This is a genomic window from Prevotella sp. oral taxon 317 str. F0108 (assembly GCF_000162415.1).
In the GTDB taxonomy this organism is placed as follows: Bacteria; Bacteroidota; Bacteroidia; order Bacteroidales; family Bacteroidaceae; genus Prevotella; species Prevotella conceptionensis.
The window spans coordinates 13,467-30,948 of the sequence record NZ_GG740078.1; the positions used below are offsets into that span (position 1 = coordinate 13,467).

General features: G+C 48.9%; 8 protein-coding genes. All 8 read right to left on the minus strand.

What is annotated here, in order from left to right:
• Nucleotides 1-1,144: 1,144 nt before the first annotated feature.
• Nucleotides 1,145-1,288, minus strand: coding sequence for a hypothetical protein (locus HMPREF0670_RS16515; RefSeq protein ID WP_009231825.1), 144 nt, complete (start codon nt 1,286-1,288; stop codon nt 1,145-1,147).
• Between the two features lie 453 nt (nt 1,289-1,741).
• Nucleotides 1,742-4,321 carry a zinc-dependent metalloprotease gene (locus tag HMPREF0670_RS14120; RefSeq protein ID WP_083786899.1) on the minus strand — a complete coding sequence of 860 codons (2,580 nt, stop codon included), beginning with the start codon at nt 4,319-4,321 and terminating at the stop codon, nt 1,742-1,744.
• Between the two features lie 53 nt (nt 4,322-4,374).
• Nucleotides 4,375-6,921: a zinc-dependent metalloprotease gene (locus HMPREF0670_RS14125; protein ID WP_044078388.1), complete on the minus strand. Its 2,547-nt coding sequence runs from the start codon at nt 6,919-6,921 to the stop codon at nt 4,375-4,377.
• 52 nt (nt 6,922-6,973) lie between these two features.
• A complete protein-coding gene (locus HMPREF0670_RS14130) occupies nt 6,974-8,413 on the minus strand; it encodes a PKD-like domain-containing protein (RefSeq protein WP_009231828.1) in 1,440 nt (479 codons plus the stop codon).
• A gap of 87 nt (nt 8,414-8,500) precedes the next feature.
• On the minus strand, nt 8,501-9,247 hold the full coding sequence (locus tag HMPREF0670_RS14135) for a DUF4843 domain-containing protein (RefSeq protein ID WP_044078389.1): 747 nt from the start codon (nt 9,245-9,247) through the stop codon (nt 8,501-8,503).
• Nucleotides 9,234-10,688, minus strand: coding sequence for a RagB/SusD family nutrient uptake outer membrane protein (locus tag HMPREF0670_RS14140; RefSeq protein ID WP_009231830.1), 1,455 nt, complete (start codon nt 10,686-10,688; stop codon nt 9,234-9,236). Before HMPREF0670_RS14140 ends, HMPREF0670_RS14135 begins: the two co-directional genes overlap by 14 nt.
• A gap of 83 nt (nt 10,689-10,771) precedes the next feature.
• Complete coding sequence (locus HMPREF0670_RS14145) at nt 10,772-14,038, minus strand: SusC/RagA family TonB-linked outer membrane protein (RefSeq protein ID WP_009231831.1); 3,267 nt, start codon at nt 14,036-14,038, stop codon at nt 10,772-10,774.
• Nucleotides 14,039-15,717: 1,679 nt separating this feature from the next.
• Nucleotides 15,718-17,136: an MATE family efflux transporter gene (locus tag HMPREF0670_RS14150; RefSeq protein WP_009231832.1), complete on the minus strand. Its 1,419-nt coding sequence runs from the start codon at nt 17,134-17,136 to the stop codon at nt 15,718-15,720.
• Between the last annotated feature and the right edge of the window lie 346 nt (nt 17,137-17,482).

Genomic DNA, 17,482 nt, shown 5'->3' on the forward strand with positions numbered 1-17,482 from the left:
TTATCCTATTAGCCTAACGCCACCTATACATTTGGCTTAATTCCATAACTCCTAAAGGTGAAAAGGTGAAAAAGTGAAAAAATGGCTAACGCCACCTATACATTTGGCTTAACTCCATAACTCCTGAGCTATTGGCTTAACTCCTTAACTCCTTAACTCCTTAACTCCATAACTCCTTAACTCCATAACTCCTGAAATATTGGCTTAACTCCTTAATTTCCCAACTAAAAATGTAATCTTTTCAGTACAAATTTTAACATTGTGAGCGCCTTTTTATTCACCAAACGTCCATCCGGCCACAAAAAATCGATTCTCGCGATGGTTGGTTTTGATGCAAAAAGGGGTTGTATGCGAATGTCGGGAAAATGAATACACACTGCATAAAATCGCAATTGGCACCAGATTTTGTGCATTATGGTGCTAAATACAGTGCATTTTGGTGCTAAACGCAGTGCATTTTGGTGCTAAACGCAGCGCATTTTGGTGCTAAACGCAAGGCATTTTGGTGCTAAACGCAGTGTATTTTGGTGCTAAACGCAAGGATAAAAGCATAAAAATGCACTGAATGTAGAGACATAAACCTTACCATTTGATAAAAAACAGGGGGAGAAAATCGGCAAAAAGGTAGGAAAATAGTGGTGTTTTAGTGGCAAAAAGCAGATTTTAGGGATTGAAAAACCACGAGCCGGCAGCAAAATAGAAAGGTAAAATGGTGCTAAATGCAAATGATGCACTCAAAAATGGGGTGCAAAAGAAACATGCAAGGCCGAAAATAGTAGCTAATATCTTGCATTTAGAACAATATTTACGCTAGAATGGAGTGGCAAGCGACACGTGTTTTGTAAAGTATTCAAAACAAATTTAACTCAAAGTCAGTAGCTAGAAAAACACGAAAAGCAAACATCTAACACAGATTTCTCACATATCTGTTTGCCATACACCGCTTATCGCCAATAATTGTTGGCTGTGCCTCATCGCCTTCGCGTTTCAGTTGGTTTGTCCATGCACCGCTTATCACCAATTATTCTTAGCTACGCTCATCGCCTTCGCGTTTCAGCTGGTTTGGCCATGTACCGCTTATCGCCAATAATTCTTGGCTGTGCCTCATCGTCTTCGCGTTTCAATTGGTTTGCCCATGCACCGCTTATCGCCAATAATTGTTGGCTGTGCCTTGTCGTCTTCGCTTTTCAGCTGGTTTGTCCATGCACACCTTATCGCCAATAATTGTTGGCTGTGCCTTGTCGTCTTCGCGTTTCAGTTGGTTTGCCCATGCACCGCTTATCGCCAATTATTCTTGGCTGTGCCTAGTCGTCTTCGCGTTTCAGTTGGTTTGCCCATGTATCTCTTATCGCTTGTAATTCATGCCCAAACCAATACGAATACTCCCCGATGCCTGATACGTAGCGTTGCTAATGATAACATCGCTGCATATATAAGACATCGGGGAGCATTAAACCCCAATCGGTCGTTAGACCGCTTACCTATTATCTTAGGTTGTTTCCGTCGCTTCCTGTTCATCTTTCGTTTGCTTGTCGGCATCTTGCCTGTCTTATTTTCTTGACGTAGCTCGCTACGTCCTCACGAATAAGGCAGACAATATGCTCAACAATACACAAAATCTGCACAGGCTCTAACGAGCGATTTGGGTTAAAGATACAAGCCTATTACTTAGTTTGCCCTTAGTTTAGGGCGATTTTTAAGTCGCATTATCGGTACAAATTTTGGCCGTGTGCATAGGCTTTTACTTCAAATACGACTTCAATCGCTTTTCAAGGAGCATGTAATGCGCTTTTAAGTCGGGAGAACCAACCTTTGGAATACACGACAACAACAGGCTATGCAGCTTTTGTGCATAAAACAATTGGAACTCGGACGTGCGGTTAACCGTTGTTCCCCACAAGGGTTCGGGTTCGCCATAAGCATTGCCGAAGTTAAGGAAAGCGGTTGCGGCATTATCCGTCTGCCCATCGGTTGTTGGGAAACAAGCGTGCGAGCCGCACCAATGATGTGCACCAGCAGAGCGAAGAGGGTATGCAGAAAGGTCTGTTTGTACGCTGTCGGCCTGCAAATTGTGCACATTGGGTGCCTGTTTCATATCGGCCACGCCCGATTGCAACAAGTCTACATAGAGCCGTTGCATAGACAAGTCGGCAACAGATAGGTTCTCGTTCCCTGCTATGGTTTTCCCAAACACGTCTGCATAAACATCTTCCATATATTCAAGCGGCGAATACGAGGTAGAATCCAGATAATAGGATATGGCCAACTTGGCATTGGCCATCATTGCCAACGACTGCACATCGCGTGCCAATATCTTAAACGGCTTGTTGGCACCGTAAGGCAACTTACGCTCTATCGTGTCGTTGCCCAAGGTGGCGAAGGTGCGCGCTTGACGTAAAAGCCATTGTGCGGATGCCTTCTGCTGGTCTTTCGGCACAACCTTATAGCGTGGCAAGCCCGACTTTTCGCTCGTTTGGTACAGGTAAATGCCGGGCACGTTTGCAAAAACATGGCGCACATAGCGCATGGCTTGCTGCAAAATCTCATTGTATAGTTCGGCCTTACGCTTGCCGCCGTCCTCATCGCTAATCCAATGGTCGAGGTTCGACAGTATAAATCGCAGGTTGGCCATACCATAATCGCCGGCTTTTATGGGGTCGTTGCTAAGGTCTTCTTCAATGGCCGAGGGGTCGTAGCGCGTGTTTGTCTGCTGCAAGCCATAACGATAGAAGGGGTCGCCCTCGTGTTTGTCTGCCAAGTTACGCAGCTGTTTGGCATCGTCTTCGTAACCTTTCGAGCCAGGGAACAGCCTATACGCCCATTCCACAGCATAAAAATCGTACACGCCCAGTCGCGGTGGTGTAAGTCGCACGCCGCTATCAGAGGGTTGTGCCACGTAGTTGAAACGCGCATAGTCCATAATCGAGGCCGTTGTTCCATACTTACGAGTGAAAGTTGTCGAGCGCAACGAGTCGGTTGGGATAGCTGCCGATGCAGCCATGTTGTGCATAAAGCCCAGGGTATGCCCCACTTCGTGCGCAATGATGTATTCCAACGTCTGTTCCACAATGCTGTCGGGCATCTGCGCAGCACGTGCGGCGGGGTCTAACTGCGCCGTTTGCACCAGTCGCCAGTTGTCTATGGTGTTCACCACGTCGTTGTAAACCAGCACCGTGGCATTGATTATCTCGCCCGTTCGTGGGTCGGTCCACGATGGTCCCATAGCGTTTTCAACGTCAGTAGGCAAATACCTGATGCAGGAATAGGCGAAATTGTCGGGGTCGAAGTCGGGATTGTCGGTGGGAAAATCGGCTACTTGCATCACATTCTTAAACCCAATGCGTTCGAAAGCCTTGTTCCACCACAATATACCCGCCTTAATGGCGCGTTTCCAAAGCGGTGGAAAGGTGTTTTCCACATAAAACACGATGGGCTTAACGGGTTCGGTGGGCGTTCCTGCGAAATAAGCCGCCGTGTCTTTGGGCTCTATACGCCAGCGTTTAACAAACGTGGCCTTGTCTACCGAGCCATCGCTGGCCAACACATCCTTGTTAATGAGAAACATTCCCACGCGCGTATCGCTCAAACGAGGCGTCATTTGCTCGTTGGGCAGCAAGGCAAGGGTGAAGTTAACGCCGATGGTTACGGGGTAGTTGGAAATGGGCGTGCCGCTCTTTCCCGACAAGCTAACCAGGTAATGGCGGTCCATCTTGATGCAGGCGTTGCGTTCGAACACCTTGAGCGCGGTTATTCTCGACAGGTTTTCCTTTAAAGACGAGCTTACCGAGTACGAGCCCACATTCTTGGCAATGATGGGAAAGAAACGGTCTTCTTTCAAGAAGAACGATGAGGCATCAAACAACACCGAGGCATTGCCTGCACTCCGTGCCTTGATGGGAAAAGAAAAGAAGTCGAGATTGTCGTAGTTTAGCCTTGCGGCAATGCTTGCCGATGGGCTATTTTTCGGAATAAACAAGTCGGTGTTTACCACCTGCATCACCACTGCGCTGTCTTTCTCGATAAAACGCACATGCACGAGGTTGGAGTTTTTAAAGCCCAAGTCGCCCATTTTGGGGTTCGATACCGACGAGATGGTGACTCCGATAAGCATGTCGCGCCCCAAAGATGCCTGCGGCAACTCAACCAACAACTTCCCATCCGTTTTGTGCAACGACACGAAAGCACCCCTACACGACTCGGTGGCGTGTTCGGTTAGTGCGCGTTCGTAGGCCGATTTCTTCTCGGTTTGCGTGGTTTGCGCCTTTTTCTTACGCTTGAAAAGGGGGAAAGCCGTTGCCGAAGAGCCAAGCACGACAAGCATCAGCGAAAGCGAGAAAATGCGTCGCGACGTTGCGCTATATAATAAGGAGTGTTTCATTTGCCGTCCTCCAATGCCTTATTCACCTTAAAGAGCAACATCTCGTAGTGCGAGCGTGCATCGGGCGAAAGGTTAGACTTAATACATTTTTCGAGCAAGGGCTTAAGCCTTAGCAACGAACTGTAAAAATAGATAGCCGAACCATCGAGCAATGCCGCATCGACGGTTGGTGCAAGCGATGCTGTGGGACTGCCGTAAGCCGCTGCAATAGGCATGGCTGTTGCAGAAACCTCGCCTTGAAGTGCCGCTGGGCCGTTGCCGCCTTGCTTGTTGGCCTTGTCTACCACGGCTCGAGAGTAAGTGAGGTATGCGCGCTGCAACACCCTTTCTTCCTGCGAAGGGGCTTTTTGCTGCTCCACGCTTTGGAAGATGGCAGAGAAGAGATCGTCGAAATATTCCTTTTGGCTATAACCTTGCGCAGATAGGTGCGACGACACGGCCAAACGCGTGCGCACGCCAAAAAGGTCGTAACCAATAAACTCTAACAGTTGGTCGTAATAGCTAACCGATATGAAACTTTTCCTTTCGAATGTGGGGTCGGCATAACGCTTAAAGCGCTTTGCCTGCGCCAAACACCACAACATAGCTTGACGTTGGCGCGCCTTAGACACCACTTCGTAGCGTGGCACGCCCGAAGAAAGTTTCATGTCGTTGAGGTATATGCCACCCACGTTGCTCAACACGCGCTTGAAAAAAGCATATCGTTGCTGTGCAATGGTGAGGTAAAGCTTTTCCTTTATGCGGCTATCCTCATCTTTTTTAACCCAATTATAGAGGTTGCGCTCTACCATTTGGAGGTTGCGCAAGCCGTATTCGCTGGCCTTAATGGCATCGTTGCCCAGTGCTCCTTCTTGCACACGGGGGTCCCAAGCCAGCGAAGAGGTACGGAAAAAGCGGTAACGCGGGTTCGTAACGCGCTTATCTACCATCTTTTCTAATATCTCCGCCTCTTCTTTAACGCTTGTTTTTGCTGGGTCGAAGTAGCGATAGGCCCACTCAATGGCGTGCCTGTCGTATATACCCGTTGCCGAAGGCATGAGCACAACACCCTTGTCGGCAGGTTGGGCCACATAGTTAAAGGGCGTATTGGCCATAATCGAGGCGGCCAAGCCATTGGCGTGGGTGAAAACGGCGTTGCGAAGTGAATCTACGGGGAAAGCGGATGAGGCACCAATGTTGTCGAGTAGTCCTAAAACATGCCCCACTTCGCGTGCCACAAGATAGCGCAAGCCCTCGTTGAACTTGCTTTGTGGCAAGTGCGAAGTGCGCACTGCGGGGTCGGCAGCCGCTGTTCCGATGAAGAACCAGCGGTAAAGTTGGTCGCCAACGTTGGCAGGAACAAACACCGAGGCATTGATTATCTCGCCCGTTTGCGGGTTAGCCATGAACGACGAAGACACTTTCTCTGAGGCACTAGGCACATAACGTATGCAAGAAAAGGAGATGTTGTCGGGGTCGAAGGCTCTATCTGCTGTGGGAAAGTCCACCGCTTCAATGGCTTTCAGGTATCCAGCCTGTTCAAAAGCCTTGTTCCAAAGTTCCACTCCCTGCTTTATCGCCGCTTTCCACTCGTTGGGAAAGGCGTCATCGATGTAGAAACGTATGGGTTTTACAGGCTCGCTGCCCTTGCCTTGCGCATAAGCCTTCGCGTTTTTGGGCGTAAGGTTCCACCTTTGCGCCACAAATGTGGGCTTGCTCTTGGCAATGGCGTTGCTGAAAGTAAGTTTCGACACGGCGGCAATGCCCACACGCGAGTCGGATATGCGCTGGCGCATCTTGCTTTCGGGTAGCAAGGAGATGCTGAACGTTGCGCCTACGGTGGTGGGAATTTCGCTAGCCACGGGCAACGACATCAATGTAGCCGTGAGCAAATAATTAAAATCCACTTTCACCGTGACGTTCTGCTCGAAACTTTTGATGGAACGCACAAACGACATTTCGCTCTTGGGAGAGGCGTTCACAGCAAGGTCGCCCGACTTCTTGGGAATGAGGGGCAGCATGGTGTTGGGGCGCGCCAAGAAGTTAGTGGCATCTACCACAACAGCCGAACTGTCGTTGTTGTATGCCTCTACCCTAAATCCCATTAGAACGGGGTCGCGGTAGCTAACGTTCAATGCTTGCTGCATTTCTTCGCTAGCACTGCCGTCTGAATATACCACGCCGTTTGGTGTTTTCATCACCAAGCTGCTGTCTTGCAATTCAAAGAAGAAGTGTAAGGGCGCAAAGTTCTTCGCCCCCACCGTTATGTAGGTTGGGTCGGTTGTAGACGACACGGCACCACTCAACAACATTTCCCTTTGCATTAGCTTTACTGGCACTTCCAAGTATAGCTTGCCGTCTACTTTATGTAGGGTAAGGAAAGTGCTGCGTGCCGTTTCTTTCTTCTTGTCCTTAAATAGTCTGTCGTACTTCGTTTCTTTCTTTGCTTTCTTACTGTCGTCGACCTTCTTATTGTCGTCGGCAAAGGCCTGAAAGCCAAAGCACAATAGAAACAAACCCATCCCTATTGTGCGCGCCGTTGCCTTGGTTTTGTTTGTTATCATCTTATAAATATGGGTTGCCGAAGGGTGTTTATCCACCCCACGCCAACATGCTTTATTGCCTGTAAGTGATGCGCTTTATGGTTCCCGTTATGTTCTTCTTCTGCCAAAGCAGTTTGTTCTCGTTCAAGTCGAAACAATAAATGCTTCCAACAAGACTGCCACTTGCAGCATTGGTGGCCACGAATAGCCTGTCGCTGCCCTCGGTTATCAACATATCGGCGATGGTTTCGCCCGAATCGCCGAAGGTTGTCAACGCGCTGGTGGGGAAATTTCCGTTAGATAGCACATTGTAAGCATAGAGTTTGTTGCCCGTAGCATAATAAACAAGGTTCTTTTCGGGCGATACCCTTACCACCGAGTTCTTAGTAAATCCTGCACTGGTGGGCACATCGGCAGCGTGTTTCAATGTGGCCGCCTCCACTTTTGTTATATTGCTGGGATAGAAACCAGGTGCAACGTAGTAGCATCTGAATTTGGATGCAGCCTTATTCCACGTCATCAGCACGAGATTGCGCTCGCTATCCACGGCTCCCATGCCGATGAGCGAGTCGCCCGTGAAGGTTCCTTTGAGCAATTGTGCTGGAATTTTACCCGTGGCCTGCACTTTTTGGGGAACGAGTCGGCCCTCGGCGTTATCGAACAACACGTAACCATGCACGTAACGCAAGTCTTGTTGTTTCCAAGATACGGCGGCATCGGCCATCGACATGTCGGTTTTCAGACTGTCTTTAATGAATTTTCCGAGGTCGAAGAGCGACGTTTCGGAAAGCGTTAGCCGAGCGGGAACATGGTCTACCATAGCCAACATCGACTTCGGATAGGTCAGCGCACTACGTTTTAGATAAGAAACGTTGCCCGTGGCCGTAGTCTTAAAGCGCGTTGTCATGAGGTTTCCATCCAATTCGTAGATGGTGCTAGGGTTGCCAACTGCCACATAAATCAATGGTGTTTTATTGTCGCGAGCCAGTACATAGTCGATATCCTTGGGCTCGGAAGCGAAGTTGGCGTTGGGATTGTTCTTTTGAAGTACGTCCAAGTCGAACGATTTGTTGCTCTGTGGTTCGGGTAAATACGACACAATGGCGCGTCCTCCGTGACTGGCCAATATGTAAAGGCCCTCCACGTATGAGTATTGCACGTTCAGTTCGAACTCGTAAAACTGTATATTATCGCCGTTACTCACCTTCAAACGGCAAGGAAACACCCCAAATTCTTCGCACACATATTTGAGTTGGGCATCGGTAGACACCACTTTCCTGTTTATCTCCCACTCGTAGGCAACGTTTTTCTGCGCGTTGGTTTGCACCACTTTGGGCGCAATTTTAAGCGTGTCCCACCTGTCGAGCGTGTATTTCTGTTGCAAATCCTGGCTCAACGACAGCTTAGAAGCGTTGCCCGAAGGCGACGTTGAGTCGTCGGTAATGCACGATTGCAAGGACAACACGGCCACCGAAAGTGCCAAGACATGTAGCAAATGTTTCTTTATCATCATTGTTTCTTTTATCTGTTAGCCATAGATAGGCAAAGGCAATGGGCTGCACAAGATGCTTTTTCCACGCTGATGCCTTTGCCTTGATAATCATAATTCGTCGGGATGCGCCGCAAAATAGGCGATAACTTCTTGCACTCTTTGGTACAGATAGCCCTGCGCTGTGGCATCGGTTCCGGTGAGTATTTGCCTTATCGCATCTTCGTTGCCATCGTAATAAGAGAGCAGTTTGCGATACTTGTTCTTGGTGAAAGCACCCAACCCCCAGTAGGTTTCAAGCACTGTCCAGAAGTCGGGCTTAGACAACACGTTGTTAAAGGTTATCTTCACCCTATTGTTTGCCTTGAACCTCACGCCCATTTCGGCTGTGGGAACCAAGTTTAACACAAGATTTATCGAGTCGTTTTTATCTTCCGAGAGGTTCTCCCTTATCAACTTCACGGGTACATAAGCCCGATGCGAGTTGGGTAAGAAAGCAAGCGTGTCGGCATCGAGGGTGTAATGCTTGCCACTAACGGCCGTACTGCCCGCGCCAATTTCTACACGAAAGGCCTGCTTGTCGGCCGATAGGCGACCCGCCAAGTTAACCGGCACGTACACAACGTGCGTTAACGTGTCGAGCGGTTTCACGCCAAAGGAGTAATTCAGTACGCTATCCCCCGGTTCGGCGAAGTAAAAGTATGCCTGATTTCCCGATTGGTAAGTGCCGTCTTCGCTGTATTCGCCCGTATAGTCTATGTTGCTGCAAGCCACCAGTGCGGTTAAGGCCGCGCTGGCCAGCAGTATATGTTTGAATGTCTTTTTCATCTGAGCGTTGTTTTTTCTATTGTCCACCATATTCCTTTTCTCTCTCTGGCCAAGGCAACACGAAGATTGCGCTCGACGGTTGGTAAGTGTTGATGCCGCGATAGTCACCGAATGCCTTGTTGTAATGTTTCAAAGCAAAGAACGTTTGTCCTTCGCCAGGCATCTCCCGCATGCGTTCGCGCAGCATTTCCTTGTCGAAAGCGGTGCGGTCGGCAACCTTCGCATCGGCCACCGCTTCAAGACCACGACTGGTTCTCACCACATTTAGCAGGCGCACTGCCTCGGCCTTGTTGTTATCGTAGGTACATTCGCTAAGTATGTAATACATTTCTGGCAAGCGTATAAGCGTAAGCCCTTGCAACGGACTGCTGTTTACCTGAGCGTCGCTTTCCAAAAGACGAACGAACGAATAGGTCTTTATTCCGTCGGGGGTGGTGTTCTGTCGATAATATCCCGTATAGCGAAGGTCGGCACTTGTGGCCGAGAAAGCCGATGTTTCGTAGAGTTCTTCCAAGTCGCGACGACCTTCGGTGAACGTTCCGCGCGCCGTTTGCGAAAGGAATGTTGAAGAAATATCGGCCGAAAGCGTGTTGTTGTACAGGCCGAAGATTAGTTCGCCCGTTGCGGGAAAACGTTTCACATCTGCCATCGAGGTAAGCTTTTTAAGCGAGAAATTGCTCGTTGCGGCAATAACCAGCCGTGCATACTTGGCTGCATTGGCCGTGTCGCCCATGGCATAGTACACGCGTGCCTTGGTTGCAGCCACAGCATACTTGTTGAAGAACGTGGCACGACCTTTAAGATAGTCGCTCGTTGGGGTTTGTTCCACGGTCACTTCATTGTCGTCTGCCAGCAAGCTTTCTGCCGTATCGAGGTCTTTCAATATCGCCTTGAACGTTTCGTGCAGCGTTAGTAGCGGCTTATTGTTCAGGTCGAACGTGGTGGCGTAGGGTATTCCGCGCGTGGATGCGTTACTCCTTGTATAGTCTTCGGCAAACAAGCGCACAAGGTCGAAGTGCAAAAAGGCACGCAAACCATAACACTCGCCACGCATAAAGGCCAGTTCCTTGTGGTCGAATTGGGGGTTCTCAGCATTGCGCAGCACATTGTTGGCATACGCGATGGTTTGGTATTGGCCTTCCCATATCCCGTCTACAATGGCGCGTACGTCACTGCGAAGGTAGTTGTATTGCGACACGAAGTAGCTTGTTTCCGATGTATTATCATAACCAAACAGTTGACCTAGCTGGTCTACAAAACCATAACTCAGATTCTTTCCGTAAAGGTTTGTTGCAGCCATACTACCATATACGCCATACATGGCGTTGCGATAGCCGCGAATGGAGCCGAACTGTTCGCTCTCGTCCACCTCGCCTGCGGGGTGAACGTCTAGGAAATCGTTGCACGATGTGGCGAAAACCACTGCCACCAATCCTGCCAACAGGTTTATCCAATATGTTGTTCTCTTCATTGTTTTCTTGTCTTATCTTTGTTTCTTATTGTGAATGTGGCGCATGGCGTTCGCTAGATTGTGAACCCACGGGCCGCCATTGGCTAGAATCCCAACCTCACGGAGAGTTCAACACTGCGCTCGTAAGGATAGCTAAGTCCGCGTTCGCGCTTTACCGACGAGAGGTAGAACAAGTCGTTGGCCAGCATTTCCAAGTGCAATCGCCTCAATCCGTACTTCTGGATAAAGGCCAAAGGCACTTCGTAGGCAAACGACAAGCTACTTAAAGTGAGATAATTGTTGGTCTGCACGAAACGTGATGTTTGCATGGGCACACTCGAATCGCTGATGCGCTTATACGCCGTATGGTCGCCCACTTGTTTCCATCGGTCGCTGAACACCCTTTCGTCGGCGTTGTAACGTGGGTCGGCTCCTTCAACTTTCGATGCCAATGTTTGGTTGTAAACCGCACCTCCGAACGAGTAACGCAGCGATGCACCCATCGAGAATTGGCGATAAGTGAGGTAAGAGCTGAGCGAACCGTTGCCAAAGGGCGTGCTATCGCCAAATACAACCTTGTCGTTAGGGTCGTAAACAAAGGTGTAACTGCCATCGCGCTTGATGAAAACTTCGTCGCCCGTGATGGGGTCGATGCCTGCCGAGGGTACTACTTTCAAAGCCGTAAGCGACTGCCCTTCTTCATAAATGGGCAACGGAGCTAGTCCGCGCTTGGCCTGATTCTTCTCGTTTTGCTCGCGCAAGGCGTTGCTTATCTTCTTTATCTTGTTCTTGTTATAGGCATAATTGAGGCTAAGCGACCACTGCCAGTCTTTGTTTTGGATGGGTATTACGCGTGTTTGAAACTCTAATCCGCGGTTCTCTACCTCGCCAACATTCTCGCGCGACGTTCTTACACCCACCGAAGGGGCCTTGGTTATGTCGAGCAAAAGGTTGTCGGTGTTCTTCACATAGAAGTCGGCAGAGAAGTCCCACCGCCCTTTAAACACCGTTAAGTCCACACCAACGTTTCCGCTTAGCGTGCGTTCCCACTTCAAATTGGTGTTACCAATGCCCTTTGGAACGGCTCCGATACCTTTTATATAATTATATCCGTTGAGGTAAGTGTACATCGTAAGTGCCTGATAAGGCTCAAACGAGATGTTACCCAAATAGCCTACGCTGGCACGAAGTTTGAGCAATTGGAAAGGCGAGCCTTTAAGAAACGACTCGTTGTGAACGTTCCAGCCCGCACCCAAGCTCCAAAACGGCGCAAAACGTGTGTTCTTACCAAACTTCGACGAGCCCTCGTAGCGGTAAATCACGTCGAGGAAATAGCGGTTATCCCAAATGGCATTGGCATTTACGAAGAAACCCACACCATTATACTTGGTATCAGTGCCCGAAGGACGGCCCGTAGGATAACTTCCAGCCAACGATGTGTGGGCAATATTGTCGGTATAATAGCCCACAGAACCATAAGTGCTGCCGTCTACCGAGTTCGACTCGATGCTCGCACCAGCCATTGCCGTGAGGAAAAGTTTCTTCAACAAATAGTCGTTGTACGATGCCATCAGCTTGCCTTGGTAAGTAGTGGTCTTGGTGAACGTTTCGTTGAGACGTCCCCTGCGCGACACATCGGCAACGTTTTTAAGTTGGTCGGCCGAGAAAGGCGACACGAATGTACGGCCGTCGTATTTGCTTTTCTGTATCGAGAAGTCGCCGTCTATGCGGAATTTCTCGCCCAGCCACAATTGCAACGAGGTGGTATTGAGGAAGTCGAAGTTGTCGCCCTTGCTGAAACTACCCAACGATGCCTCGTAAAGCGGGTTCGACAAGTCGTAGTTAAGCTTGGGTTTTAGTGCTCCCGTTTCGTCGTAAGGGTACTCGTAGGGGTTTTGTTTCACCCAATCAGAAAAGTCGCCGTAAGGCGATTGAGTCGACTTAACCGAAGAAATCGTGGCCGTGTTTGAAACGAAGAACTTGCCCGGCAGGTTGTACGAGAGCTTAAAGTTGGTTGAAAGACGTTCGCGGTTAGAGCCTTTCATCACACCAGCATCGTTTCCGTAGCGCACACCCAAGTTGTAGCGAGCGTGTTCGTCGCCACCGTCTATGCTTAGGCTTTGTTGGGTTGAGAGGGCATTGCGCAAAGGTTTCGATATCCAATCGGTGCTCACGCCGTCTTGTATCTGGTTGTAATACTGGGCATACTTTTTGTCTAGCGCATACTGCTCAGTAAGGTCGGTCGAAGTGTAAAGACCGGCCAAACGCTCGTACTCCAACTTCTGCGATGCCGAAAGCAGGTTATAGTCGCTGAGGTCGGGTGTCGACAAGCGCAACGTACTGCTGTAATTCACTTTCAGTTTGCCACCTGTCAGAGCCTTAGTGGTGATGACAATCACGCCGGCCGAGGCCTTCGCGCCATACAAAGCCGATGCCGACGCGTCTTTAAGTACGGTAACGGTCTCGATGTCGTTCATGTCCATGTCGTTCACATAGTCCACTTTCACCTGCGAACCATCCACCACAAACACGGGCATGTTGGCCTGTCCCGTAAACGTTGCGCGGCCACGTATGTTGATGTCGGCCATTTTGTTGGGGTCCGAACCTCCTGCATTGTCTTCCAAGATGTTCATGCCCGGCACAAAGGTGGCAAGACTTGTCAACACGTTCTTTGTACCCACGGCCAACAGCTCGTCTTTCTTGATAGACACCTGCGCACCTGTAAAGCTGTTCTTATTCTTTGTGGCGAAACCCGTTACCACCACTTCGCCCAACACATCGGCATCGTCGTGCATCACAAAGTTGCCCGCTGTTCCGTTCTTTACGGTCTTTTCCAGCGGCTTATAGCCTATGTAGTTAAAGGTAAGTTTCACCTCGGGTTGGTCGGTTTCTATTTCGTAATATCCGTCCAAGTTGGTGATATAGCCGCCACTAAAACCCTGCATCCTGATGGTTACGCCAGGCAAGGGTTGCCCGTCGGCGTCAGTTATCTGCCCATACACGCCTTTTCTGCGTTCAACAGCGTTCTTACGAGTCAGTTTTACCTTATTGCCCGTAATGTCATATGCAAAGGCAGCTTGGTTAAGCACCTGTCCCAGCACGGCCCGCACGGGCTGTTCGCGCGCCTCAATGCTCACGCGTTCGGCTTTTTCAAGCTGCGAGGCGTCTGCATCAAACTGCAAACCCGTCTGCTTTGAAACTTCATCAAGAAAAGTCTTTAACGTAACTTGTTTCATCGACAGCGTTACCCGCATGTTGTCTACGCTTTGAGTTTGCGCCAACGCTGTGGTTACACTGCCAAGCAGTAGCACGAGGGCCAACACAGCCCACGCACGCAACACAAAATTAGTCTTCTGCATTTGTTTTCTCATCTATAATGTTATCCTTTCTCTGTTTTCTTTCACACGCTCAATTTATAAATCGCTTCTATCTCAATCGAGATAGACGTCTAACTCTTGTACCTATCAAATAAAGAATTGCAAAAGTACACATTTTTTAAACAATATGCAAACAATATTGTACTTTTTACATTAAATCGTTGCAAAAACAAGCTTAGCAGTGCCATTTCGTAGGGCATCAAGGGGCGTTATGCCAAGCCAAACTCATCTATATCATAAAAAAGAATGGATATTAGGATTTCGTTTGCACGCCATTCTCCCTGCAATCCATCAGTACAAAGCGGCTTGTAGTATCACTACAAGGGCTTTGTAGTGCGGGTACAAGCGTCTTGCAGTGTCAGCACAAGGGGCTTTGCACTGAGGCATGCGCCTAGTAGCCGCCTTCTCCACTTCGTTGGCGGGCATAAAAAACACAATGAAGTCGTCTTGACCTTTAATACTCCTGTAAATTGAGAAGAGTGCAGAAGAAGTCAACTCTCTGGCTTATAAACTAACGAAAGCCCAACAACTTCCGAAGACATCAGCTCCCCAATTAACAAACTCATCAGCTCGAAAACTTAATTTGTTATTATTTATTTTACAATACTGCTCTGAATTCCGCGCTGTTCTAGCGAAAATATAGGTTAAAAAGTAGGTAAATGACTACCATTTTTTGCTTTTCACGTCTTCCTGTTTGTCCGTTTTTAGGCAAAGAACCTGCATTTTGCACCATTTAGCCTTTCTAGTTTGCTTGCCGGCTCATTATTTTTTGTGCCCAATAACCCACTTTTAGCCCCTTAAAACCTACTTTTTAATGGCTGTTTTGCCCTTTTCAGCCCTGTTTTTCATGGCTCTGCAAGGTTTTATTTATACTATTTCAGTGGATATTTATGCTTTTCGCCTTGCGTTTAGCCGCATTTTGCATTGCATTTAGCACCATTTCACCTTGCGTTTAGCACCAAAACGCACTGTATTTTGCACCAAAACGCACTGCGTTTTGCGGCATATTGCACTGCGTTTTGCAGCAAATTGCACTATATTTAGCAGCAAATAGACCGAAATGTGGTACAAATGGCGGTTTCTTGAAATAAATATTCATTTTTTCGTATTCACAAACTAAGCCCTTTTTGCATCAAAACAAACCTCTGCGAGAATCGATTTTTTGCGACAAGGTGAGCACGTGGTGGATAAAAAGGGCACTCTTGGTGTTAAAATTATTACTGAAAAGTTGACAAAGCTTGGCAAATTGACGAGCTGACAAGCGAACAAGGTAACAAGGTAACGAGTGGATTAGCTGGCGAGTGGACGAATGAATAAGTGAACGGGGTAATCGTTCATCACTTCTTATTTTGACCAAAATACGTCCATTTTAACATCAGAACATAAGAAACATAAAGAAGTTACATTTACCTTTTCCTCATTCTGTGCCGCAGGAAAGATGCTTTCAACTTGTAAAGAATGTGTTGAAAGGGTGCCCGCCAAGTTACCTTTTTGAGACAAAGACACATTTTGCCACAGACGAATGGGGCAGAATTTCAGATTTCATCACATCTTTGTCTGGCACTTCGTACGTGAGTGGGGTGTTTGTCTTGGTTTTGCATCACAAAGATAACGAACTCCTCTCAATCTGTAGAAAGCTTAAAAGTCAAGACTGCTTCAATGCGGGCCGGCTACTACAACGCATGCCGCCCACCATCACCATTGCTTTTCTCTACATCACCCTCAGCCCTTAGCCATGCACCCCACTTTAAACGAGCTAGGAAAAGCATGCCGCGGAAGGTTAGTTCAACGGCCATGGCCGTCCAAACGCCCTGCAAACCATACCAATGGGCCAACACTGCGGCAAGCGTAAGGCGCACGCCCCACATGCTGGCAAGGTTCATCAGCGAAGGCTTAAGCGTATCGCCCGCCCCAACGCAAACGCTATTGCCCACTATGGCCGCTGCAAACATGGGTTCGGCAAAGGCCTCGATGCGAAGAATCTGCGTGCCCAAGGCGCGTATTTCGTCAACGGGCGTCATCAATGCTATCATCTCTGGCGCAAACACATACATCACCACACCCATCAAGGCCATAACAGCCATACCCATGCCTACGGTTAGTTTGGCGAAACTTCGGCACAAGCCATACTGTCCGGCACCTATACTCTGCCCCACAAGCGTAGTGGCGGCATCGCCAATGCCATATCCGGGCATGTAACAAAGGCTCTCTGCGGTGATGGCAAAGGTGTTGGCGGCGATGGCAAAGTTGCCCAAGGGCGCAACGATATAAGTGCTAACCACTTGCGCCCCAGTCATCAGCACATATTGCGCAGCTATGGGCGCACTTATCTTCACGGCGTTTCGAACATACGACCACATCCAAACGAAACGCACCTTATCGAGCCGTAATGCGAGGATGGACGAGCGGAAAAGGGCGAACCAAGCCTCAACCGAGGCTACAATGGCTATGGACAACACCGTGCCAAGGGCTGCACCGGGTACGCCAAGGCCGGCCACATAGATGAAAAGATAGTTGAAACCCACGTCCAACACGCACATCAGCACGCTCATAATGCTGGGTATCTGCATGTTGCCTGCACTTTTCAGCATGTTAGACGAAAGGATGCCCAACTGCAAAAAGGGCACGGAAAGGGCATAAATAAGAAAATATAATGCGGCATCGTGGGCTATGTCGTCGCCACCGCGCAACCAAATGGGCAGCTTAAAGGCGATGAGCGATGCACACAAGGTTACCAACAAGCTGAATGACAGCGTAACCACCAACGCATGGCGCAACACCTGCCGCGCCTTAACAAAGTCGTTTGCGCCGATAAAGTGGGCTACCTGCACCGAAAAACCTAACGAAACGGCCGAACAAAGCCCGCCAAAGAGCCACGTGGCCGACTCTACCAAGCCGATGGATGCCGATGCAGCAGCACCTAGCTTGCCCACCATAGCCGCATCGATGTAAAACATCAGCACGTTGGTTACCTGCGCCAATATCGAGGGTATGCTAAGTCCCACGATTAGGCTTAGCATCTCGTTGCGCGTAAGCGTCTTTCCCTGCCTGATGCCGGCAAGAAGTGTGTCGTTGCTTTTCTTATCAAACATGCCCTTTACTTACTTTATCGTTTGGTGGCAACCTTGCAAAGGTACACATTAAGTGGCCAACAAACAAAAAAGCGATACCCTTTTACATCCAAGGATACCGCACCAACTGCTAATGTCAACACTTTGCCCCGCCATCGCCAGCGGCATAAGCAAGCCGCAGGCCATAAGCAAAGAGCAAACCTTAAATCATTTCTTTCTACGCTCACTACCGGGTGGCGGGGGGTTCCGTCGGTTATCCCATCCCCGCCGCGTAGCCCATTACAGCACGAGGCTGTAAAAGGGCGTCATCTAACATCATTCTCTTTCTACCTTATCAAACTTAACCTATTAAGACTACAATCTAAAC

What these genes read in the sequence shown, in the direction of transcription:
- HMPREF0670_RS14120 (WP_083786899.1), bottom strand. Translation starts at nt 4,321, where the DNA reads ATGCTTGTCGTGCTTGGCTCTTCGGCAACGGCTTTCCCCCTTTTCAAG.
- HMPREF0670_RS14125 (WP_044078388.1), bottom strand. Translation starts at nt 6,921, where the DNA reads ATGATAACAAACAAAACCAAGGCAACGGCGCGCACAATAGGGATGGGT.
- HMPREF0670_RS14130 (WP_009231828.1), bottom strand. Translation starts at nt 8,413, where the DNA reads ATGATGATAAAGAAACATTTGCTACATGTCTTGGCACTTTCGGTGGCC.
- HMPREF0670_RS14135 (WP_044078389.1), bottom strand. Translation starts at nt 9,247, where the DNA reads ATGGTGGACAATAGAAAAAACAACGCTCAGATGAAAAAGACATTCAAA.
- HMPREF0670_RS14140 (WP_009231830.1), bottom strand. Translation starts at nt 10,688, where the DNA reads ATGAAGAGAACAACATATTGGATAAACCTGTTGGCAGGATTGGTGGCA.
- HMPREF0670_RS14145 (WP_009231831.1), bottom strand. Translation starts at nt 14,038, where the DNA reads ATGAGAAAACAAATGCAGAAGACTAATTTTGTGTTGCGTGCGTGGGCT.
- HMPREF0670_RS14150 (WP_009231832.1), bottom strand. Translation starts at nt 17,136, where the DNA reads ATGTTTGATAAGAAAAGCAACGACACACTTCTTGCCGGCATCAGGCAG.